18 protein-coding genes are annotated in these 20,228 nt (G+C 74.1%); 8 read left to right on the forward strand and 10 right to left on the reverse strand.

The features are described from left to right. Window positions 1-115 precede the first annotated feature (115 nt). Both ACIA6B_RS03790 and ACIA6B_RS03795 read left to right on the forward strand, forming a co-directional pair. Window positions 116-499 (forward strand): SCP2 sterol-binding domain-containing protein, encoded by a 384-nt coding sequence (locus ACIA6B_RS03790; RefSeq protein WP_396770660.1) that lies wholly within the window; start codon window positions 116-118, stop codon window positions 497-499. After that, window positions 496-2,568, forward strand: a complete 2,073-nt coding sequence (locus tag ACIA6B_RS03795) for a glycogen debranching N-terminal domain-containing protein (RefSeq protein ID WP_396770662.1) — start codon at window positions 496-498, stop codon at window positions 2,566-2,568. Before ACIA6B_RS03790 ends, ACIA6B_RS03795 begins: the two co-directional genes overlap by 4 nt. A gap of 18 nt (window positions 2,569-2,586) precedes the next feature. Here ACIA6B_RS03795 and ACIA6B_RS03800 read toward each other — a convergent pair whose 3' ends face one another. From ACIA6B_RS03800 to ACIA6B_RS03810, 3 genes are all read right to left on the reverse strand, one after another. After that, window positions 2,587-3,294 (reverse strand): Pr6Pr family membrane protein, encoded by a 708-nt coding sequence (locus ACIA6B_RS03800; RefSeq protein ID WP_396770664.1) that lies wholly within the window; start codon window positions 3,292-3,294, stop codon window positions 2,587-2,589. Window positions 3,295-3,317: 23 nt separating this feature from the next. Beyond that, on the reverse strand, window positions 3,318-4,331 hold the full coding sequence (locus ACIA6B_RS03805) for a hypothetical protein (protein ID WP_396770666.1): 1,014 nt from the start codon (window positions 4,329-4,331) through the stop codon (window positions 3,318-3,320). Window positions 4,332-4,445: 114 nt separating this feature from the next. Next, window positions 4,446-4,970 (reverse strand): DinB family protein, encoded by a 525-nt coding sequence (locus tag ACIA6B_RS03810; RefSeq protein ID WP_396770668.1) that lies wholly within the window; start codon window positions 4,968-4,970, stop codon window positions 4,446-4,448. A 117-nt stretch (window positions 4,971-5,087) separates the two neighbouring features. Here ACIA6B_RS03810 and ACIA6B_RS03815 point away from each other — a divergent pair, with 117 nt between their 5' ends. Both ACIA6B_RS03815 and ACIA6B_RS03820 read left to right on the forward strand, forming a co-directional pair. After that, complete coding sequence (locus ACIA6B_RS03815; RefSeq protein WP_396770670.1) at window positions 5,088-5,978, forward strand: DUF72 domain-containing protein; 891 nt, start codon at window positions 5,088-5,090, stop codon at window positions 5,976-5,978. Window positions 5,979-6,070: 92 nt separating this feature from the next. Further along, window positions 6,071-6,265 (forward strand): GTPase activator, encoded by a 195-nt coding sequence (locus ACIA6B_RS03820; RefSeq protein WP_396770672.1) that lies wholly within the window; start codon window positions 6,071-6,073, stop codon window positions 6,263-6,265. A 58-nt stretch (window positions 6,266-6,323) separates the two neighbouring features. Here ACIA6B_RS03820 and ACIA6B_RS03825 read toward each other — a convergent pair whose 3' ends face one another. The 3 genes from ACIA6B_RS03825 to ACIA6B_RS03835 form a co-directional block, all read right to left on the reverse strand. Continuing rightward, entirely contained in the window at window positions 6,324-6,953 is a 630-nt protein-coding gene (locus ACIA6B_RS03825; RefSeq protein WP_396770674.1) for a hypothetical protein, read from the reverse strand. Window positions 6,954-7,006: 53 nt separating this feature from the next. Then, on the reverse strand, window positions 7,007-7,876 hold the full coding sequence (locus tag ACIA6B_RS03830) for an alpha/beta fold hydrolase (protein WP_396770676.1): 870 nt from the start codon (window positions 7,874-7,876) through the stop codon (window positions 7,007-7,009). Window positions 7,877-7,941: 65 nt separating this feature from the next. Beyond that, on the reverse strand, window positions 7,942-9,192 hold the full coding sequence (locus tag ACIA6B_RS03835; RefSeq protein WP_396770678.1) for a globin domain-containing protein: 1,251 nt from the start codon (window positions 9,190-9,192) through the stop codon (window positions 7,942-7,944). 116 nt (window positions 9,193-9,308) lie between these two features. Here ACIA6B_RS03835 and ACIA6B_RS03840 point away from each other — a divergent pair, with 116 nt between their 5' ends. Beyond that, the gene (locus tag ACIA6B_RS03840) at window positions 9,309-9,746 is read left to right on the forward strand and encodes an RrF2 family transcriptional regulator (RefSeq protein ID WP_396770680.1); all 438 of its coding nucleotides are present in this window, start codon (window positions 9,309-9,311) and stop codon (window positions 9,744-9,746) included. Beyond that, window positions 9,746-10,378 (forward strand): class I SAM-dependent methyltransferase, encoded by a 633-nt coding sequence (locus ACIA6B_RS03845; RefSeq protein WP_396770682.1) that lies wholly within the window; start codon window positions 9,746-9,748, stop codon window positions 10,376-10,378. Before ACIA6B_RS03840 ends, ACIA6B_RS03845 begins: the two co-directional genes overlap by 1 nt. Window positions 10,379-10,506: 128 nt before the next feature. Here the strand turns inward: ACIA6B_RS03845 and ACIA6B_RS03850 are convergent, their stop codons facing one another. Continuing rightward, complete coding sequence (locus ACIA6B_RS03850; RefSeq protein WP_396770684.1) at window positions 10,507-11,763, reverse strand: hypothetical protein; 1,257 nt, start codon at window positions 11,761-11,763, stop codon at window positions 10,507-10,509. A 306-nt stretch (window positions 11,764-12,069) separates the two neighbouring features. Between ACIA6B_RS03850 and ACIA6B_RS03855 the strand changes: the two genes are divergently transcribed. Beyond that, window positions 12,070-14,184: a type IIA DNA topoisomerase subunit B gene (locus tag ACIA6B_RS03855; RefSeq protein ID WP_396770686.1), complete on the forward strand. Its 2,115-nt coding sequence runs from the start codon at window positions 12,070-12,072 to the stop codon at window positions 14,182-14,184. A 32-nt stretch (window positions 14,185-14,216) separates the two neighbouring features. Then, the gene (locus tag ACIA6B_RS03860; RefSeq protein WP_396770688.1) at window positions 14,217-16,706 is read left to right on the forward strand and encodes a DNA topoisomerase (ATP-hydrolyzing) subunit A; all 2,490 of its coding nucleotides are present in this window, start codon (window positions 14,217-14,219) and stop codon (window positions 16,704-16,706) included. A gap of 108 nt (window positions 16,707-16,814) precedes the next feature. On the opposite strand, the gene ACIA6B_RS03865 is transcribed toward ACIA6B_RS03860, so the two are convergent. The 3 genes from ACIA6B_RS03865 to ACIA6B_RS03875 all read right to left on the reverse strand — a co-directional run bounded on the left by ACIA6B_RS03865 (window position 16,815) and on the right by ACIA6B_RS03875 (window position 20,195). Next, window positions 16,815-18,122, reverse strand: a complete 1,308-nt coding sequence (locus ACIA6B_RS03865) for a uracil-xanthine permease family protein (RefSeq protein WP_396770690.1) — start codon at window positions 18,120-18,122, stop codon at window positions 16,815-16,817. 69 nt (window positions 18,123-18,191) lie between these two features. Next, window positions 18,192-18,827, reverse strand: a complete 636-nt coding sequence (locus tag ACIA6B_RS03870) for an alpha-ketoglutarate-dependent dioxygenase AlkB (RefSeq protein WP_396770692.1) — start codon at window positions 18,825-18,827, stop codon at window positions 18,192-18,194. Window positions 18,828-18,869: 42 nt separating this feature from the next. Further along, window positions 18,870-20,195, reverse strand: a complete 1,326-nt coding sequence (locus ACIA6B_RS03875) for a polysaccharide pyruvyl transferase family protein (RefSeq protein WP_396770694.1) — start codon at window positions 20,193-20,195, stop codon at window positions 18,870-18,872. Window positions 20,196-20,228 lie beyond the last annotated feature (33 nt).

The following is a 20,228-nucleotide window of genomic DNA, read 5'->3' on the forward strand; positions in this document are numbered from 1 at the left end:
CCGGCGGCCCGTCTCACCCGGAGCGGGTGAGTTGGACTCACCCGGGCGGCGGGAACGCTGCGGCCACGGCGGAGCCGGGCGTCGGGCCGCCGCGACGACGCACGAGGGAGGACCGATGAGCACCTCCGCCGCGGAGCACCTCGCCCGGGGGGCGGCCGGCCGGCACCCCGAGCTGCCGGAGACCACCTCCGGAACCATCCGGTTGGACCTGCGGGAGAACGGCCGGACCGAACACTGGTACCTGAGCATCGACCGGCAGGACGTGCGGGTGGCCCGCTCGGCCGAGGAGGCGGACCTGATCGTCCACGCCGACCGGGAGGTGTTCGACCGGATCGCCGCGGGCCGCCTGCACCTCGCCGCGGCGCTCCTGAGCAACGCCATCACCGTGCAGGGCAACCTGAGACTGCTGATGACGTTGCGCCGGATCTTCCCCGGTCCGCCGGACGCCCGGCACCCCCGGGACGTGGCCGGCTCCCCCCACCGGCCGGCGGTCCGATGAAGCAGGAACTGGTCTCCGTCCTCACCGGCAACACCTTCGCCATGGGCGACGCGCAGGGCGACATGGAGGCCCACCCGTGTGCGCCGATCGGCCTGTTCTCCTTCGACACCCGGTTCCTGTCCCGCTGGGTGCTGACCGTCGACGGCGAGCGGTTGCAGTCGTTGTCCCGCGACGACCTGACCTCCTTCGAGACCCGCTTCGTGCTGGTGCCCGGCGCCGCCAGCCACTACGTGGACGCGGACGTCTCGGTGATCCGTTACCGCTCGCTCGGGGAGACGTTCCACGAGCGGATCATGGTGCTGAACCACTCCGCCGAGCCGGCCGACTTCATCGTGCGGATGGAGATCGGCAGCGACTTCGCCGACACCGCCGAGATCCGCCACCCCGCCCCGCGCCGGCCGGTGGCCACCGTCGACCCGGAGCAGCGCGAGCTGCGGATCCGCTACCAGCGCGGACGGTTCACCCGGGAGACCCGCGTCTCCAGCACCGCGCCGGTCGAGATCGACCAGCGGGGGATGACGTTCCGCATCCGGGTCGACCCGAACGGCGCCTGGCGCACCGACCTGCACGTCCAGATGATCATCCAGGGCGCCGGCGAACGGGACCTGCGGAGCGATATCGAGGCGCACCGCCAGCAGGTCCGGCAGGGCATGCACGACGACCTGGACCGCTGGTTCGACCAGGCGCCGCAACTCGTCGCCGAACGCCAACCCCTGGCCGCCGCGTACCGGCAGGCGCTGACCGACCTGGCCGCGCTGCGGTACACCCCCCTGGCGTACGCCGAGCGGGTGCCGGTCGGCGGGCTGCCCTGGGCGATGACGCTGTACGGCCGCGACGCGCTGATCACCTGCCTGGAGACGCTGCCGTTCACGCCCGAACTGACGCCGCCGACGCTGCGGATGCTCGCGCTGTTGCAGGGCGGTCAGCTCGACGACTACCACGACGAGGAGCCCGGCAAGATCCTCGGCGAGCTGCGGTACGGCGAGGCAGCCGCGTTCGGCGAGGAGCCGACCGCGCTCTACTACGGGGCGGCCGACACCACGCCGCTCTTCGTCGTCCTGCTCGACGAGTACGAGCGCTGGAGCGGCGACGCGGACCTGGTCCGGCAACTGCGGCACCCGGCCCGGATGGCGCTGGACTGGCTGACCGAGTACGGCGACCCGTACGGCGACGGCTACCTGCGCTACCAGTCGCGCAACACGGTCAACGGGCTGGCCAACCAGACCTGGCGCAACTCGCCGGAGGCGATCGTCGACCGGCACGGCGTCGAGCCGCCGTTCCCGCGCGCCACCGCCGAACTTCAGGGGTACGCGTACGACGCGCGGATCCGGGGCGCCCGACTGGCCCGGGAGTGCTGGGACGACCCGGAGTACGCCGAGCGGCTGGAGGCCGACGCGGCGCGGCTGCGGGAACGGTTCAACCGGGACTTCTGGCTCCCCCAGCGGGGCTACTACGCGCTGGCCCTCACCCCCGACGGGGAGCCGGTCGACGCGCTCACCTCCGCCCTCGGGCACCTGCTCTGGAGCGGCATCGTGGAACCCGAGCGGGCCGACGCGCTCGCCGCCCACCTGTGCGGGCCGGCCCTCTTCTCCGGCTGGGGCGTGCGCACGTACGCCGAGGGGCAGCGGCCGTACAACCCGGTCGGCGCGCACCTCGGCGCGGTCTGGCCGTCGGACAACGCGCTCGTCGCGGCCGGTCTGCGCCGCTACGGCTACGACGCGGAGGCCGCCCGGATCGCCGCCGGCGTGCTCGGGGTGGCGGAGACGCTCGGCGGGTCGGTGCCGGAGGTGATCGCCGGCTATCCGCGCCGGGTCACCAAGCACCCGGTGCAGCTCCCGGCCGCCGGCCGACCGCAGTCGTGGGCCTCCGGCGGTCTGCTGATGCTGGTCGCGGTCATGCTGGGACTGCGTCCGTGCGGGGACAACCTGCTGGTGGACCCCGCCATCCCGACCGGCTACGGCCGGATCGAGCTGCTCGACGTGCCGGGCCGGTGGGGGCGGGCCGACTCGTACGGCCGGGAACGCGCCAGCCGCCGACGGCTGCGGGCCGGCACCCCGGAGGCCGCCTGACCCCGCGGCCAGCCGCCGTCAGCCGGCGGCGCGGCTCGCCGGTGTCGTCGGCTCGGTGGCCGGGGACGGTGGCCCGCCCACCGGCGCCGCCGGTTCCGCACCCGCCCGGGCGAGCAGCCGGTCGACGCCCACGAACAGCAGGCCCAGCAGCCAGAACACCGCGGCGAACCCGAGCGCGCTGAGCCCGACGCCGGCGTAGCCGAGCTGCCCGGCGTCGAGGAACGGGTACGGGTAGCGGTGCACGACGAGCCCGCGCACCAGCGCGAACCCGAGGTACGCCAGCGGGAACACCAGCCACCAGGCGGCGTACCGGGGGCGCAGCCGGCCGCGCCTGTCGAACAGCGCCCAGTCGGCGATCGCGAGCAGCGGCACCACGGTGTGCAGGAGGTGGTTGCCCCACCACTCGCCCGGCTCGCGGTGCGGCTGGGCCATCGCGAACGGGCTCGCCGGATTGGCCAGCACCAGGTGGTAGACCGTGCCGGTGATGGTGATGTAGAGCGTCACCGCGCCCTTGAGCACGCTCGGTGGCTCCGGCCGGCCGCGCGCCGCGCACCAGGCGGCGTAGCCGGCGAGGACGCCGGCCGCCACGTTGCTCTGGATGGTGAAGTAGGGCAGCAGGCCGGTCACCGTGGCCGGGCCGAGCGCGGTGAGCACGATGCCGGCCACCACGCCGAGCACCACGGCCAGGCGGAGGAGGATCGCCGGTCGGCGACGCCGTGGGGTCACCGGGGCAAGTTACCAGCCGGTCGTCAACCGGCGCGCCGGCCGGTCGGGTCGGGGGCGGCGTCGTCAGGTGTCCGGTCGGCGCCGGGGCCGCCCGGTGTCCGTGCGGTGTCGGAGCCGGGACCGGCCGGCGTCCGTGCGGTGTCGGCGGTGGGGCTGACCAGCGGTCCGGTGGCGGGGGCGGTCGGTGGCCGTACCGTGCCGGCCGGCGGGCCGGACGGGGCCGGGGTGGGAACGACACCGGTCGGCGGGCCGCCCGTCGGATGCTCCGGCCGCCCGCTCGGGTCGCCCGGCGTCGGGGTGCCGGACCCGGTCGGCGCACCGGTGCCGTCGAGTAGGGCGGCGCAGTAGCCGACCACCCGGTCCGGGCCGCCCGCGGCGGCGACCAGCCCGGCGAAGGCCGGGGTGCCCAGCGCGCGCCGTCGCTCGGCCCCGGCGACCGCCCGGTACGCGGCGCAGAGCCCGGCCGGGGCGGACGGATCGGGGGCGCCGACGGTGGGACCGGGGACCGGACGGCTCGGGCGGCCCGGGGGCGTGGAGGCGGCCGTGGGTCGGGTGCCGGTGCTGACGCCGACCGGTGGCGCCTCGTCGCGGGTGGCGCCGGGCAGGTTGCCGGTCACCGCGGCCAGCGCGACGCCACCGGTGAGCGACGCGGCCAGCGTGGCGACGGCGAGCTTGACGCCCAGCAACCCGGCGAACCGGCGGGCCGGCCGCCCGCCCGCGGCGGGGCGTCCCGCCGCGCGCCGCCGCCCGAGGACGCCGGCTGCCGGCCGCAGCCCGGGGACGCCCGCCGCCGGCCGTCGCCCGGGGACGCCGGCTGCCGGCCGCCGCCCCGGGGCGCCGGCCGCCCGGCCGATGGCCGGGATGCTCGCCCGGAACGCCGCGACGGCGGCGGCCTCGCCGTCGAGCTCCCCGGCGTCGGGCCCCGCCCGGACGGCGTCGAGGAACCTGACGAGCGCGGGGGGAGCGGTCTGCGCACCGTCGGAGGAGCCGGCGAGCAGTCGCTCGACGGTTTCCTGGTCCAGGCGGGATGCGTCCATCTCGTGACCCTCAGCGCCGCCACCTGTGGGAGCGTCACACGCCGGACCGGGCGGGCGGCGTGAGACCGGTCACCCTCGCCCGCGCCGCGCCCCCACCTCGGGGACGGATGGGGGTCAGCCCATGGTCTTCGCGCCGTCGATCGACTCGCGGATGATGTCGGCGTGGCCGGCGTGCTGGGCGATCTCGGCGATCAGGTGCAGCAGCACCCGGCGGACCGTCCAGGCGGCGCCCGGCTCGAACCACGGCTCGTCGGGCAGCGGATGCGCGGCGTCCAGGTCGAGTGTGGTGACCAGCGCGTCCGTCGCGGCGGCCACCCGGTCGAACTCGGCGAGCAGCGCGACCAGGGTGTCGCCCTCGTCCATCCGGAACTGGCCGGACCAGTCGATCGGCTCGCTCCGCATCGCCTCGGCGCCGCCCTCCGCGAAGCGCGCCCAGCTCCGCTCCGTGATCGCCACGTGCTTGACGATCCCGCCGAGGCACAGCTCGCTGGCCGTGCTGCGGCGCGCGGCCTGCGCGTCGTCGAGCCCGGCCACGGTCTGGCGCAGGAAGCCACGGTGCCGGCGCAGGGCGGCGAGCAGATCGGCCCGCTCGCCGGTGGGCACCCGGTCGGTGACAGCCATGCCGTTCGTGACAGCCATGCCGTTCGTCCCTTCGATCGTTTCCGGGCCACGGTACGACCCGGCACCGACAACTCCGGCGCTCCACACCGGAGCCTCCGGTTGCCGGTCCGTCCGGTTCGCGGTGAACTGAACGACATGGGTGTCATCAAGGTGGGCACGTCCTCATGGGCCGATCAGATGTTGGTCCGTTCCGGCTGGTATCCGCGCGGGGCGAACACCCCCGCCGGCCGGCTGCGCTGGTACGCCGAGCACTTCGCGTTGGTCGAGGTGGACACCTCGTACTACGCCGTGCCGGCGCCGGAGACCACGACGGCGTGGGCGGACGCCACCCCGCCCGGATTCACCTTCGACGTCAAGGCGTTCCGGCTCTTCACCGGCCACCACACGCCTGTCGACGCGCTGCCGAAGGACCTGCGGCCGACCGGTGGCCCGAGCCGGATCCGGTGGCGCGACCTGTCCGCCGGGGCGTACGACCAGCTCTGGGAACGGTTCCACGCGGCGCTGGCGCCGCTCGCGGCGGCCGACCGGCTCGGCGCGGTGCTGTTGCAGTTCCCGCCGTGGCTGGCCCGCGGCGAGGCGGCCCGGCGGCGGATCCTGGCCGCCGCCGAACGGTGCCGGCCCTTTCCGGTCACCGTCGAGCTGCGCCACTCCTCCTGGTTCACCGAGGACGCCGTGGTCGACACCGTGACGTTCCTGCGCGAGCACGGCCTCGGATACGGCTGTGTGGACATGCCGCAGGGGCACGTCTCCTCGGTGCCGCCGATCCTGGTCGCCACCACCGACCTGGCGGTGGTCCGGTTCCACGGACACAGCGACGCCTGGTCCAGCGGCGACAAGCAGGAGCGGTTCCGCTACGCCTACGGCGAGTCGGAGCTGCGGCACTGGTCCGTGCTGCTGCGCGAGCTGGCCGACAAGTGCGCCGAGCTGCACGTGCTGACCAACAACTGCTGCGGCGACCAGGCCCAACGGGACGCCGCCCGCCTCGCCGAGCTGCTCGGGGTGGTGCCCGCCGCCGTGCGTGCCTAGCGCCCCGACCGGCCACCGCGCCACCGGAGCACCCGGGTTTTTCCGGCCGCCGCACGGGTACCGGCCAGGGACGACAGCGAGGGGGCGAGCAGGTGGACGAACGGCGGGACGAGACGACAGCGGACGGCCGGGATGCCCGGGCGACCCGGGAGGCCGAGGAGGCGCACGGCGGCAGCATGGCCCCGGGCCTGGTGGACGACACCGGACGACCGGTGACCGGGTCGCCGGTGCCGGAGAACGAACCGTCCGCGCCCGGCGTGCCGGGGGAGGACGGCACCGGCTCCTGACCGGGCACCGCGCGGCCGGCGACCCACCCCGATGTGGGTCGCCGGCCGCGCGGTGGGCTCAGCGGCCGGCCGCGACCAGATGGCGGCCGGCCGCGCCCATGGCGGCCATCTTGCCGAGGTTCTTCGGCGCGGACATCAGCCCGCCTCCGCGGCTCAGCATGCCGCGGAACACCTGACCGGGCTTCTGCTGCTCGCCCATGTAGGCGGTCATCACGACGAGCGCGCCGGTCAGCGCCGGCACCGCCCACTGGAGCAGCTTCATCTGCCGCTGACTGGCCGCGACGGTGGCCGGCGTGTGGTGGTTCGGTTCGGTGATCCCGTCGACGGGCGGCCCGCCCGCCTTCTCCAGCCGCATGCCGATCAGCCGGCTGTAGCCGGTCACCGCCAGCGCGCCGACGGTCAGCGCGGTCTTCACCGCGCTGGCCTTCCCCACCCCGGACTGCCGGGCCATCCGCGGGCTCTCGGTGACCAGTTCACCGACCGCGCCGGCCAGGTGGGCGCCGATCGCCGCCGCGTTCACCGGAGTCCACCGCGCCCAGCCGGCCGAGGCCACCGGCAGTCGCTGAGTCGTGTCGTCGATTCGTGCCGCCGCGCCGTTGACGCCGAGCGCCCCCATCAGTGAGCCGCCGAACCAGGCCGCCAGGCCCAGGTCGTGCATCGAGCGCAACGCGGTGTGCCGTTCGGACATCTGATCCCCCTCCGCCGTGTTCGGGCGGTGCGGCATACCCGTCCTCGGCCGGCTCACGCCCCCGGGAGCCGTCCCGGCAGCGCGCCGGCGAACGCGGCCACCCGGGCGGCCAGCGGCGCCGCCGCGCGGACCCAGGTGAAGTGGTCCAGCGCGGCGCCCGCCTCGGCGACGGTGTAGCGGTGCCGGGTCACCGACGCGCCGGTCAGCTTGTCGCAGAGGTGGTCAAGCGTCTCGTGCGGCGTGTACTGGTCGTCGTCGACGCTGACCGCGAGCACCGGCGTCCGGATCCGCCGCACGGCGGCCTCCGCGTCGACGCCGTCGAGCGCCGGGAACCGGCCGGTACGGGCGGTGTGCGCCCAGTCGCGGATCACGCCGCTCGCCTGCCGGCCGCCGAACCCCCAGCCGGGCCAGACCCCCAGCAACCGGGCCACCGCCGCGATGCCCTGGGTGTACGGCAGCACGCCCCAGCCGCGCCGGCCCGGGTAGCGACGCCACCACGGCAGGCCCACCGCGACCAGCGCCAGCCCGTCCACCCGGCCGGCGTCGTGCAGCGCCTGGTGCAGCACCGCCACCTGCCCGCCGAGGGAGTGCCCGAGCAGTACCCGGACGCGGCCGTCCAGCCGGGGCTTGAGCGCGTCCAGCACCGCGCCGACGTCGGTGGCCAGCTCGGCGTAGCCGTACCGGCAGGTGCGCGCGGGCGCCGGGGTGCTCTCCCCGGTGCCGCGCAGGTCCGCCACGATCACCGCGAGCCCGGCGTCGCGCAGCGCGGCGGCGAACGGGCGGTAGTAGCGGGCCCGGACGCCCATCGCCGGCCAGATCACCACCACCGGCGCGCCGGGTGGCCCGGCCGGCTCCGGATAGACCTGGACGCCGATCCGGGCGCCGTCGACGTCCACGTACTCCTGCGTGTACTCGCCACTCACCGGCCCAGCCTAGCTACCGGCGGGTAGCAAGCGGTGGGTGGACCCGTCGCACCGACCCCGGCCGGTCAGCCGGGCAGCATCCCGGGGCCGAACACCTCGTAGGCGATCCGCCGGGCCGGCACGCCCCGGCGCAGCAGGTCACCCCGGACCAGGTTCATGAACGCGATCGGGCCGCACAGGTGGGCGGTGGCCCCGGCGGCGACCGGGATCCGGTCCGGCTCGACCAGGCCGGCGCGTACCTCCGCCTTCAGCGGGGGCAGTTCGGCGTCGGCGGTGTCCTCGTACCAGAGGTGGACCGCCAGGTTCGGCAGCCGCTCCTGCATCGCGGGCAGTTCGTGCCGCAGCGCGTGGGCGGCGGCGGTGCGGTCGGCGTGCACCACTGTCACCTCGCGGCGCGGGTCCCGCTCGGCCAGGTGCGCCAGCGCCGCCATCGCCGGGGTGAGCCCGATGCCGGCGCTGACCAGCAGCAGCGGCCCGCCGTCACCGGTCGCGTCGACCTCGCCGAACGCCGGGCTCAGCCGGAGCGTGTCGCCCACGGACACCCGGTCGTGCAGGTACCCGGAGACCAGGCCGTCCGGCGCGCCGGCCTGACCACGGACCCGCTTCACGGTGATCCGCCACTCGGCGGCGCCCGGTCGGCCGGAGAGGCTGTACTGCCGGATCTGCCGTCCCCGACCGCCGTCCAGGTCGACCGCGACCGAGACGTACCGGCCGGGCGTGAAGTCGGGGGCCACGCCGCCGTCGGCCGGCGCGAGCGTGAACGAGACGACGTCGGCGGTCTCCCGGGCCCGGCCGGTGACCCGCCAGTCCCGCCACACCGGGCCGCCCTCCGGCACGCCGGCGCCGGCGTACAGTCGCGCCTCCCGGGCGATCAGTTCGCAGGCGAGCAGCCAGTAGACCTCGTCCCAGGCGGCGGCGACCGCCGGCGTGACGGCGTCGCCGAGCACCTCGGCGACCGCGGCGAGCAGATGCCGGCCGACGACCGGGTACTGGGTGGCGGTGATGCCGAGCGAGGCGTGCTTGTGCGCGATCCGGTCCAGGACCGCCCCCCACGGCAGGCCGGCGTCGTCCCCGGTCAGGTGCCCGGCGTACGCGACCACCGCCGCGGCGAGCGCCGCCTTCTGCTGGCCGGTCGCCTGGTTGCCCCGGTTGAACAGGTCGAGCAGTTCCGGGTGGGCGTCGAACATCCGCCGGTAGAACCGGCCGGTGATCGCCTCACCGTGGGCCCGGACGGCGGGCAGGGTCGCGGTCACCACGGCGGCGGAGGATTCCGAGAGCACGGCGTGTCTCCTTCTGGCGTCGAACGGGTCGACCACCACCAAACAGGAATCGAGGATTCCTCTTCAGGGTCCAAGGTCCCGGAACGGGCGTGGCACGGATCACCGTCGATCCGCCCGTGTCGCGTACGGCGTCCAGTGACTAGTGTCGTGGTGTGAGGCTCAACCGGTCGACGGACATGGCGCTGCGGATCGCCATGCTGACCGCGGCGTCCCCGGTCCGGGCCACGGTGGACGAGTTGGCCACCCGGCTCGCCCTGCCCCGCAGCCACGTGGCCAAGGTGGTGCAGCGGTTGCAGCGGCTCGGCGTCCTGGTCACCATCCGGGGCCGCTCCGGCGGGGTGGCCTTCGCCGAGCACGCCGGCGACGTGACAGTCGCCGCGGTGGTGCGCGCCTTCGAGGGCGACGACGAGGTGGTCAACTGCGCCGAACCGGCCTGCCCGCTGGTCACCGGCTGCCGGCTGCGCGGCGAGCTGCGCCGGGCCCAGGCCGCGTTCCTCGCCGTGCTCGACGGCGTACGCCTCGGCGACCTGGTCGACGGCCCGGCCGGGCCGCTCCTGCTCAGCCTCGGCGCCCGGCCGGCCCTCCCCTGATGGGCGTCTCGCACCCGGTCTTCGCCCGGCTCTTCGCCCGGGCCAGCGTCGCGATGGACGCCGCCGGCGCGGCCACCCACCGGGGCCGCCTGGTCGCCGGGTTGCGCGGCCGGGTGGTCGAGGTCGGCGCCGGCAACGGCCGCAACCTGCCGCACTACCCGCCGGCCGTGACCCGGGTGCTCGCCGTGGAGCCGGAACCCCGGCTGCGCGCCCTCGCCCGGGAGGCCGCGGCCACCGCCCCGGTCCCGGTGACGGTCGCCGCCGGCCTGGCCGAGGCGCTCCCGGTCGCCGACGGCGCCGCCGACGCGGTGGTGCTGTCGCTGGTGCTCTGCTCGGTGCCCGACCAGGCGGTGGCGCTGCGCGAGGCGCGCCGGGTGCTCCGGCCCGGCGGTGAGCTGCGTTTCTACGAGCACGTGGTCGCGTCGACGCCGGGCCTGCGCCGGGTCCAGCGTGTCGCCGACGCGACGCTCTGGCCGCTGCTCTGCGCCGGTTGCCACACCGCCCGCGACACCGTGGGCGCGATCCGGGCCGCCGGCTTCACCGTGACCGGGCTGGACCGGTTCCGTTTCCCCGCCGCCGGGATCCCGGCGCCCGCCTCGCCGCACGTGCTCGGCACCGCGACCCGCGCCTGACCGTCCGTGGCGACCTGTCGCTGGCGAACCGAGAGAACCTGGTGCACGCCTCCGACGCGTGCCCACGTGCGGGGACGCCGGCCGGCGACGGCCGGCCGGCGTCCCCGGCGCACGCTGACCGGGTGGCGTCAGCTCACGCTGATGGTGCCGTCCGGGGCACGGACGCAGGACACCGCGCGGGCGCCGGTCACCGCCGCTCCGCTCAGGCAGCGGCCGAGCACCTGGTGGCCGGCGGCGCTCGGGTGCCACGACTCCTGGCAGGTCTGGAAGTAGGTGCCGCAGGCGTTCGCGATCCGCTGGATGTCCAGCTTGTCGTAGCCGGAGAGACTGGTCACGAACGTGCCGCTCGGGCCGTCCATCAGCCGGATCGGGGTGGCCAGCGCGTTCGCCGGGCTGCCCGCCGACTCGCAGAGCCGGGCGCCGTCGAACGCCCGCTGCACGTTCAGGTAGACCAGGTCGTCGGCCGGGAACTCGGCGGCCAGCGTGCCGCGTACGGAGCTGACAAGCGTGCCGAGCCCCTGGGAGAAGCGCTGGCCCGGGGCCAGGCTGGCGCGGTGGATGGGGCAGCCGGCCGCGTACCGCTCCGCGCCCAGCGCGCGGAACTTGTCCCGGGTGTCGTCCCGGCTGTCCTCGCTCCAGTAGCTCTGGTCCAGCTCGTACGGCAGCGGGTTGGTGTAGTCCTGGAACACCACCCGGTGCTGGCCGTCCGCGTCGACCTCGTCGAGCGTGGTGAGCAGTTGCCGCAGCGCCGCCGTGGTCTCCGCGGTGGCGGCCGAGAACTGCGCGGCGGTGCCCAGGTCGGCGTCGGTGCACGGCTTCTGCTCCACCGGCCCGCCCAGGTACGCCCAGAACTCCCACCAGCCCGTCCACGCGTCCGCGATGAAGCGGTTGGCGCACTTCTCCGCCACGCTGCCGAACGTGAAGGAGCTGTTGTTCGAGCCGAGCCCGACCAGCACCAGGTCGATGTCGTGGGTCCGGGCCACCGAACGGAGCTGGTCGAGCTGGGCGGCCACCTGCCGGCCCTTGGCCCGGCTGGCCGAGGCGTTGGCGATGTCGTACGGCTGCCCACCCGAGCAGGCCAGGTTGAACCGCGCGGCGATGCCCGGCAGCTCGGCCCGGAACAGCGAGGCGTTCGGTGAGCGGTGGCAGAAGTAGGCGTTGGCGTTCGCCGCCGACCAGCCGGGGAAGCCCTGCGCGACGCCGTTGACGTCGACCACCGGGGAGTACCCGCCGGCGCCCTCGCCGCTGATGAAGCTGTCACCCAACGCCACCGCGGCGGTGGGCAGCGCCGCGGCGGCGGGCGCGGCGGGCGCCACCGCGGCCGGCAGCGCTGCCGTGGCGAGCGCCAGCGCCGCCACGAGCACGGAACGACGGAACACGGACATGCCCCACCTCACCCTCACACATAGAAACGTGAAAGATCCTCTGAGGTGGCGATCACATCACGGGCGTGTGACGGGCGTCAATGCCCGGACACGCGGTCGCGACCGGTGTTAACAATCCGCCGCGACCGACCGGGAAGACGAGCGGCGGCCCGGTCGTTGTCGGACACGGACGCCGTCCCGCCGTCGTCGGACACCGCCGCCGGGGGGCGGCCCGCGGGTCGACCGGGCAACACCGCACCCGGGTGCATCTCACCTGTCGGAGCGCCGGGCTAGGCTCGCTGCGGCGCGCCGCGCCCGGCGATCGCCGTGGGGACCGCTCACGGTGAACGGCACCACACCGCCGAGACCTGGGAGTACGACCAGTTGACCGCACAGCCTGAGACGCTCTACGGGGCCGACGACCTGACCCACCTGGAGGGCCTCGACGCCGTCCGCAAGCGCCCCGGCATGTACATCGGCTCCACCGACAGCCGTGGCGTGGGTCACCTCGTCAACGAGATCCTCGACAACTCCACCGACGAGGGTGTCGCGGGTCACGCCACCGCCGTCGACGTGATCCTGCACGCCGACGGCTCCGTCCAGGTCGACGACGACGGGCGCGGCATCCCCACCGACGTGCACGCCAAGTCCGGCATCTCCGGCGTCGAGCTGGTGCTCACCCGGCTGCACGCCGGAGGCAAGTTCGGCGGCTCGGGTTACAAGACCTCCGGCGGCCTGCACGGCGTCGGCGCCTCCGCCGTCAACGCGCTCTCCCGCCGCTTCGACGTCACGGTCCGCCGCGCCGGCAAGGTGCACGCCATGTCGTTCCGCCACGGCGTACCGGGGATCTTCGACGGGGACGGCCCGGACGCGCCGTTCACCCCCGGTCCCGGTCTCCAGGTCGTCGGCGCCGTCAAGCGCGGCCAGCGCACCGGCACCTCGATCCGCTGGTGGCACGACCCGCGATACTTCGAGACCGGCGCCGCGCTCGACACCGAGGCGGTCCGGCTCAAGCTGCGCAACACCGCCTTCCTGGTCCCCGGGGTGGCCTACCGGCTGCGCGACGAGACCGGCGAGCAGACGGTCGAGGAGCGCTTCCACTTCCCCGACGGCCTGACCGACATGGTGGAGTTCCTCGCCCCGGCCGGTGACCGCCCGGTCTCCGGCACGCTGCTGGTCACCGGCGAGGGCACCTACCGCGAGAACGCCGCCGACGCCAACGGCGTCATGCAGTCCAACGTGCAGCGTCGCGCCGAGGTCGAGATCGCGTTCCGCTGGGGCACCGGCTACGACCGCACCGTCGAGTGCTTCACCAACACCATCCGCAACGCCCACGGCGGCACCCACCGCAAGGGTTTCGAGCGGGCGCTGGCCCGCACCCTCGCCGAGGCCGCCCGCACCACCCGGGGCCTGCTCAAGCCCAAGGAGGACGCGCCCACCCTGGACGACGTCCTGGAGGGCATGACCGCGGTGGTGCACGTGCGGATCCCGGAGCCGCAGTTCACCTCGCAGACCAAGGACGAGCTCTCCACCGCCGGCATCACCAAGGTGCTCCAGGGCCTGGTCGAGGCGCACCTCAAGAGCTGGCTGGACGACCGCCGCACCAAGGCCGAGGCCCGCACGGTGCTCCAGAAGATCGTCGACGCGGCCCGGGTCCGGCTCACCCAGAAGCAGCAGAAGGACGCGGCCCGCCGCAAGACCGCGCTGGAGGGCGCGGCCATGCCGGCCAAGCTGGTTGACTGCCGCGCCGGAGGCATCGACAGAAGTGAATTGTTCATCGTGGAGGGGGACAGCGCCCTCGGGACGGGGCGCCTCGCCCGATCCGCGGAGTACCAGGCGCTGCTGCCGATCCGGGGCAAGATCCTCAACGTGCAGAAGGCCAACCTCCAGCAGGTGCTGGACAATGCCGAGTGCGCGGCGATCGTGCAGGTGCTGGGCGCCGGCTCCGGGCGGACGTTCGACCTGTCCACGCTGCGCTACGGCCGCGTCCTGATCATGGCGGACGCGGACGTCGACGGCGCGCACATCCGGACGCTGCTGATCACGCTCTTCGCCCGCTACATGCGACCGCTGATCGAGGCCGGCCGGCTCTACGCCGCGATGCCGCCCCTGCACAAGATCACCACCAGGGGGCGTAACCCGCAGACCGTCTACACCTACACCCAGGCCGAGATGGAGGCGACGGTCCGCAAGCTGGAGAAGGCCGGCAAGCAGATCGTCACCCCGATCCCGCGCTTCAAGGGCCTCGGTGAGATGGACGCCGACGAGCTGTGGGAGACCACCATGAACCCGGCCACCCGGGCGGTCCGCCGGATCACGCTCGACGACGTCGACGCCGCCGAGCGGATCCTCGAACTGCTCATGGGGGAGAAGGTCGAGCCCCGCCGCAACTGGCTCATCGACTCCGCCGACCGCGTCGACCGCGACGCCATCGACGCCTGACCACCGCGCTCGTTTCGGAAGGAAGCTGCACCATGGCACGCCGCAAGGACGACCGCGCGAAGGCCGATCTCTCCGCCTTCGACCAGGCCGGCGCCCGCGTCTTCGACAACCCGCTGGTCACCGAGGTTTCCGACTCCTACCTGGAGTACGCGTTCTCGGTCATCCACTCCCGCGCCCTGCCGGACGCCCGGGACGGGCTCAAGCCGGTGCACCGGCGCATCCTGTGGTCGATGCACGAGTCGGGGTTCCGGCCGGACCGCTCCCACGTCAAGTCGGCCCGCGTGGTCGGCGACGTGATGGGTCGCTACCACCCGCACGGCGACACCGCGATCTACGACGCGATGGTCCGACTCGCGCAGGACTTCTCGCTCAACGTCCCGCTCATCGACGGGCACGGCAACTTCGGCAGCCCGGACGACGGCCCGGCCGCGGCGCGCTACACCGAGGCCCGGATGTCGCGGGAGGCCATGCTGCTCGTCGGCGAGCTGGGCGAGGACACCGTCGACGTCGAGCCCAACTACGACGGCTCGCTGACCCAACCCACCGTGCTGCCGGCCGCCTTCCCGAACCTGCTGGTCAACGGCGCGTCCGGGATCGCGGTCGGGATGGCGACCAACATGATCCCGCACAACCTCGGCGAGGTGGTCCAGGCCGCCCGCTGGTTGATCAACCACCCGGACGCCACGCTCGACAAGCTCATGGAGTTCGTGCCCGGCCCCGACCTGCCCACCGGCGGGCTGCTGCTCGGCCTGGACGAGGTGCGCCGGGCGTACGAGACCGGGCGCGGCGTGGTGCGGATGCGTGGCCGGGTGGAGATCGGTCCGCTGGAGGGCAGCCGGGGCCGGCAGGCCATCACCGTCACCGAGCTGCCGTACGGCGTCGGCGCCGAGAAGGTCATCGCGGCCATCACCAACGAGGTCAACAAGACCAAGCGGCTGACCGGCATCGCCGACGTCAAGGACCTCACCGACCGGGAGAACGGCACCCGCCTGGTGGTCGAGTGCAAGGTCGGGGTCAACCCGCAGGCGCTGCTGGCCGACCTCTACCGGCTGACCCCGCTGGAGCAGTCCTTCGGCGTGAACAACCTGGTGCTGGTGGACGGCCAGCCGCGCACGCTCGGGCTCAAGGAGCTGCTGGAGGTGTTCCTGTCCCACCGCTACGAGGTGGTGACCCGGCGCACCGCGTACCGCAAGCGCAAGCGCGAGGAGCGGCTGCACCTGGTCGACGGCCTGCTGATCGCGCTGCTCGACATCGACAAGGTCGTGAAGCTGATCCGGGCCAGCGAGGACGCCCAGGCCGCCAAGGACGGCCTGATGCAGAAGTTCAAGCTCTCCGAGATCCAGGCCGGCTACATCCTGGACACCCCGCTGCGGCGGCTGACGAGGTACGACCGGCTGGAGCTGGAGGCCGAGCAGGAGAAGCTGCGCGGGGAGATCGCCGAGCTGTCGACGATCCTCAACGATGAGAAGGTGCTGCGGAAGCTGGTCTCCGACGAGCTGGCCGCGGTGGTGAAGCAGTTCGGCGTGCCGCGGCGCACCACGCTCGTCGACGGCGACCTGAAGGAGGTCCTCGCCGCCTCGGTGCCGGCCGGCCCGCTGGAGGTCGCCGACGACCCGTGCCAGGTGATCCTCTCCGCGACCGGGCTGGTCGCCCGCACCGCGGCCGAGTCGGAGGAGGCGGCCGAGGCGCGTCGCCGCAGCGGCCGGGTCAAGCACGACGCGGTACGCGCGGTGGTGCACTCCACCGCCCGGGGGCGGGTGCTGCTGGTCACCAGCGCCGGCCGGGCCTTCAAGATCGACGTCCTGCCGTTGCCGGTGCTGCCGGAGCAGTCCGGCACGGTGTCGCTGCGCGGCGGCATGTCGGCCGCCGAGCTGGCGCCGTTGGCGCCGGGGGAGACCGTCGTCGGGTTGGCGCCGTTGGGCCCGTCCGCCGAGGGGTCGCCCGGTCTGGCGCTGGGCACCCGGCAGGGCGTGGTGAAGGTGTGCGCGCCCGACTGGCCGGTCCGCTCGGACGAGTTCGAGGTGATCTCGCTGCGGGAGGGCGACGAGGTGGTCGGCGCGTCCTGGCTGACCGACGGCACCGAGGCGCTGGCGTTCGTCTCCTCGGAGGCGTCGCTGCTGCGCTTCCCGGCGTCCCTGGTCCGTCCGCAGGGCGTCAAGGGCGGCGGGATGGCCGGCATCAACCTCCCGGCGGGGGCGCGGGTGGTCTTCTTCGGCGCGGTCCGCACCGACGACCCGCGGCACGGCGAGCCGATGGTGGTCACCTCGACCGGCGCCACGGTCAAGGTCACGCCGATGACGGCGTACCCGGCGAAGGGCCGGGCGACCGGCGGCGTGCGCGCGCAGCGGCTCCTCAAGGGTGAGGTGGAGCTGTCGGTGGCCTGGATCGGCCCGCGGCCGGTGGGCGCGACGGCCAACGGTGACCCGGTGGACCTGCCCCCGGCCGACCCGCGCCGCGACGGCTCCGGCTTCGCCGTGATGCTCGGCCCCACCGTCATCGGCCACCACATCGACCGCGACTGACCCCCACCCCCACCCCCCACCCCGCCCGGCGCGCGCTGATTCCCGGAAAGAGTGGCTATCCCGTCCCGGATAGCCACTCTTTCCGGGAAAGAGGGGCCGGGGTGAGGGTCAGGGGGTGGTGCCGCGCACGTGGGCGATCAGGCGCATGCCGTGGTAGATCGCCAGGGCGGCGGCGGTGCCCAGCGCGATGCCGTTGAAGGACAGGTCACCGGCGGTAAGCGTGTAGTTGGCGGCGCCGACGATCACCGCGACCGCGGCGGTGAACAGGTTGACCGGGTCGTGGAAGTCGACCCGGTTCTCGATCCAGATGCGGGCGCCGAGCACCGCGATCAGGCCGTACAACGCGGTGGTGGCGCCGCCGAGCACGCCGGCCGGCACGGTGAGGATCAGCGCGCCGAACTTCGGGCAGAGCCCGAGCAGGATCGCCGTGCCGCCGGCCACCCAGTACGCGGCGGTGGAGTAGACGCGGGTCGCGGCCATCACGCCGATGTTCTCCGCGTACGTGGTGGTGCCGGAACCGCCGCCGGAGCCGGCCAGCACGGTGGCGACGCCGTCGCCGAGGAACGCGCGGCCCATCTGCCGGTCGAGGTTCCGGCCGGTCATCGCCGCGACCGCCTTGACGTGCCCGGCGTTCTCCGCGATCAGCACCAGGATGACCGGGATGACCAGCACGACGGCGCGCAGGCTGAAGCTGGGCGTGTGGAACTCCGGCAACCCCACCCAGGCGGCCTGCCGGAGCCCGGTGACCGCCTGCTGGTCGAGCTGACCGGTCAGCGCCGCGACCAGCCAGCCGACCACCACGCCGAGCAGGATCGACAGCCGGGCCAGGAACCCGCGGAACAGCACGGTGGTGACCAGGATCGCCAGCAGCGTGACCACGGCGATCAGCGGTTGCGCCTTGACGCCGGTGCCGGCGCCGGCGCCGTCCCAGGCGACCGGCGCGAGGTTGAGCCCGATCAGCGCGACGATCGCGCCGGTGACCACCGGCGGCATCAGGGCGTCGATCCACCGGGCGCCGGCCACGTGCACCACGACGCCGACCAGCGCCAGCGCGGCGCCCGCGACCACGATGCCGCCGAGCGCCGCGCCGATGCCGCCGTCGGTCTTGGCGGCGATCACCGGGGCGATGAACGCGAACGACGAGCCGAGGTACGACGGCAGCCGGTTACCGGTGATCAGCAGGAACAGCAGCGTGCCCAGGCCGGAGAAGAACAGCGTGGTGGCCGGCGGGAAGCCGGTGATCAGCGGCACGGTGAAGGTGGCGCCGAACATGGCGACCACGTGCTGCACGCCCACCCCGACGGTGCGCGGCCAGGAGAGCCGTTCGTCGGGATGGACCACGTCGCCGGGGCGTACCGACCGGCCGTCGCCGTGAAGGCTCCACGGGGAGCGGCGGATCATGGGGAACCGGGTCATCGCCTCGCCCTTCGTCTCGGGTGACGGGGCGGGATCGACCCTGGGAGTTGTTTCTAGCACGGGGCCGGGTCAGGCCACCCCGGCGGGGCGGAACTGGACGCTGACCCGGGGCCCGACCGGGCGGGTGGTCTTCGGCACGGCGTGTTCCCAGGTGCGTTGGCAGGAGCCGCCCATCACCACCAGGTCGCCGTGGCCGAGCGGAAAGCGCAGGCCGGGGCCGCCCCCGCCGCGCGGGCGCAGCAGCAGCGGGCGGGGCGAGCCGAACGAGACGATCGCCACCATGGTGTCGGTGTGCGCGGAGCGGCCCTTGGTGTCGCCGTGCCAGGCGACGCTGTCCCGGCCGTCGCGGTAGAGGCACAGGCCGGCGGTGACGAACGGTTCCCCCAGCTCGGGGGCGTAGTGCCGGCTGAGCGCGTCGCGGGCGGCGGTGAGCACCGGGTGCGGCAGCGGTCGGCCGCCGGCGTACCAGCAGAGCAGGCGCGGCACGTCGACCTCGGTGTCGTACATGGTGCGGCGCTCGGCCCGCCACGGCACGTCGTGCCGGAGCGTGTCGAGCACCGAGTCGGAGCCCCGCACCCAGCCGGGCAGGTGGTCGACCCAGGCGCCCCGGCTCAGCTCGTGCCGGGTCCGCCCCGCGAGCGGACCGAGGGTCGGCCCGTGCTCGGCCAGATCGAGCATCGAGGGCTGGTACGCGACGTCGGACACGCAGGCGATCGTACCCCGGCGGTCGAACAGGCGTACGACGGATCAGCGTCGCAGCATCCGGCGGACCGGGTCCGGGACGGCCTGCTTGATCCGCTCGCGCAGCCCCTGTGCGCGCAGCGTGCGCACGGTGTCGGCGAGCCGACGGTTCTCGTCGTGGAGCCGCTGGATGCGGGTCAGCAGCTCGGCCGGCGGGGTGGTGCCGGCCGGTCGGACGGCCGGCGGGAACTCGGTCTCCGCGACCCGCCTGTCGAACGCCGCGGCGCTGTCGCCGTCGGCGAACGAGGTGCCGAGGTCGTGCTTGGCGAGGAACGCGGTGATGGTGTCGAAGCGGGCCTTGTGGCCCTCGGTCAGCGCGGTGTAGTCGGCCTCGGCGTAGAGGTCGGCGGCGTCGACGTCGGCCGGCACGTCCCGCATGATCCGGTGCGGGATGCCGAAGTACCGGGCCAGCTCCAGGGTGCGCGAGTCGTGCGCGAACAGGTAGCCGGGCGTGCCGGCGATCAGCGCGGTGATGGTGCCGTGGATGCGGGTGCCGAAGTTGAAGTCGAAGCCGGACAGGTGCGCCATCCAGGTCCACGGGTCGACGAACATCCGCACCTTGTCCTCGACGAAGAGCGGATGCGAGGTGTGCAGTGGCATCTCGCTGTGCTTGCCCCGGTGCTCGGGCGCGTCGCCGTAGAGCAGCGTGCCGAGCGTGCGCAGGTCCTGCGGCACGTAGCACAGGTTCGGGTAGCGCTCCCGGTGGCGGCGGACGACCGGGGCCATCGACGAGACGTACGGGGAGATGGTCAGCGCGATCCGGTCGTCGGTGGTCAGCTCCGGCCGGGTCTTCTCCAGCGTGAACGTGTCCCCGTGCAGGAACATCGACGGGCAGCCGATCTGCTCCACCGCGGAGAAACCGAGCGTACGCAGGTAGCTCTCGGTGATCTCGCCGCGCACCCCGATGCTGTGCGACCGGTCGAGCACCGCCCGGCAGAACGCGCTCACCGGCTCGTCGATCTGGCGGAGGTACTCCCGGTCGCCGTCGACGTTCGTCTGCACGCCCACACCGAGGACCACCACCGGGATCTTCAGCCGCTCGATCAGCCGGGTCATCGGTTCGAGGCGGTTGACGAAGCTGCGCCGGAACGCGTTGGCCAGCGGAATGACGAAGACGTCGTACCGTTCGTTGATCTCGTCGGCGTCGCGCGGGTCGGCGAGCTTCCGGGTCGACGTGACCTCCGCCGTGGAGGTGGCCAGCAGCTTGTTCGCGGCATGGCTGAAGACCAGGTTGCCGGTGTTGTCGCTGATCCAGTTGCCGGCGAAGGTCTCCTCGGGCGTCAGGACGTCGAACGGGCCCTTGCGGGCGCGGAGGAGGATCCGCTGGTGCATCCGGTTGCTCACCTTCCGTACGGGCCCGGCGGG

The sequence above is a fragment of the Micromonospora sp. NPDC051141 genome, assembly GCF_044455765.1.
In the GTDB taxonomy this organism is placed as follows: Bacteria; Actinomycetota; Actinomycetes; order Mycobacteriales; family Micromonosporaceae; genus Micromonospora.

Bases quoted from the DNA above. Each gene is read 5' to 3' on its own strand.
- ACIA6B_RS03860 (WP_396770688.1), top strand. From the start codon at position 14,217: ATGGCACGCCGCAAGGACGACCGCGCGAAGGCCGATCTCTCCGCCTTC.
- ACIA6B_RS03875 (WP_396770694.1), bottom strand. From the start codon at position 20,195: ATGCACCAGCGGATCCTCCTCCGCGCCCGCAAGGGCCCGTTCGACGTC.
- ACIA6B_RS03795 (WP_396770662.1), top strand. From the start codon at position 496: ATGAAGCAGGAACTGGTCTCCGTCCTCACCGGCAACACCTTCGCCATG.
- ACIA6B_RS03810 (WP_396770668.1), bottom strand. From the start codon at position 4,970: ATGGCTGTCACGAACGGCATGGCTGTCACCGACCGGGTGCCCACCGGC.
- ACIA6B_RS03845 (WP_396770682.1), top strand. From the start codon at position 9,746: ATGGGCGTCTCGCACCCGGTCTTCGCCCGGCTCTTCGCCCGGGCCAGC.
- ACIA6B_RS03825 (WP_396770674.1), bottom strand. From the start codon at position 6,953: ATGTCCGAACGGCACACCGCGTTGCGCTCGATGCACGACCTGGGCCTG.
- ACIA6B_RS03865 (WP_396770690.1), bottom strand. From the start codon at position 18,122: ATGACCCGGTTCCCCATGATCCGCCGCTCCCCGTGGAGCCTTCACGGC.
- ACIA6B_RS03815 (WP_396770670.1), top strand. From the start codon at position 5,088: ATGGGTGTCATCAAGGTGGGCACGTCCTCATGGGCCGATCAGATGTTG.
- ACIA6B_RS03850 (WP_396770684.1), bottom strand. From the start codon at position 11,763: ATGTCCGTGTTCCGTCGTTCCGTGCTCGTGGCGGCGCTGGCGCTCGCC.
- ACIA6B_RS03790 (WP_396770660.1), top strand. From the start codon at position 116: ATGAGCACCTCCGCCGCGGAGCACCTCGCCCGGGGGGCGGCCGGCCGG.
- ACIA6B_RS03805 (WP_396770666.1), bottom strand. From the start codon at position 4,331: ATGGACGCATCCCGCCTGGACCAGGAAACCGTCGAGCGACTGCTCGCC.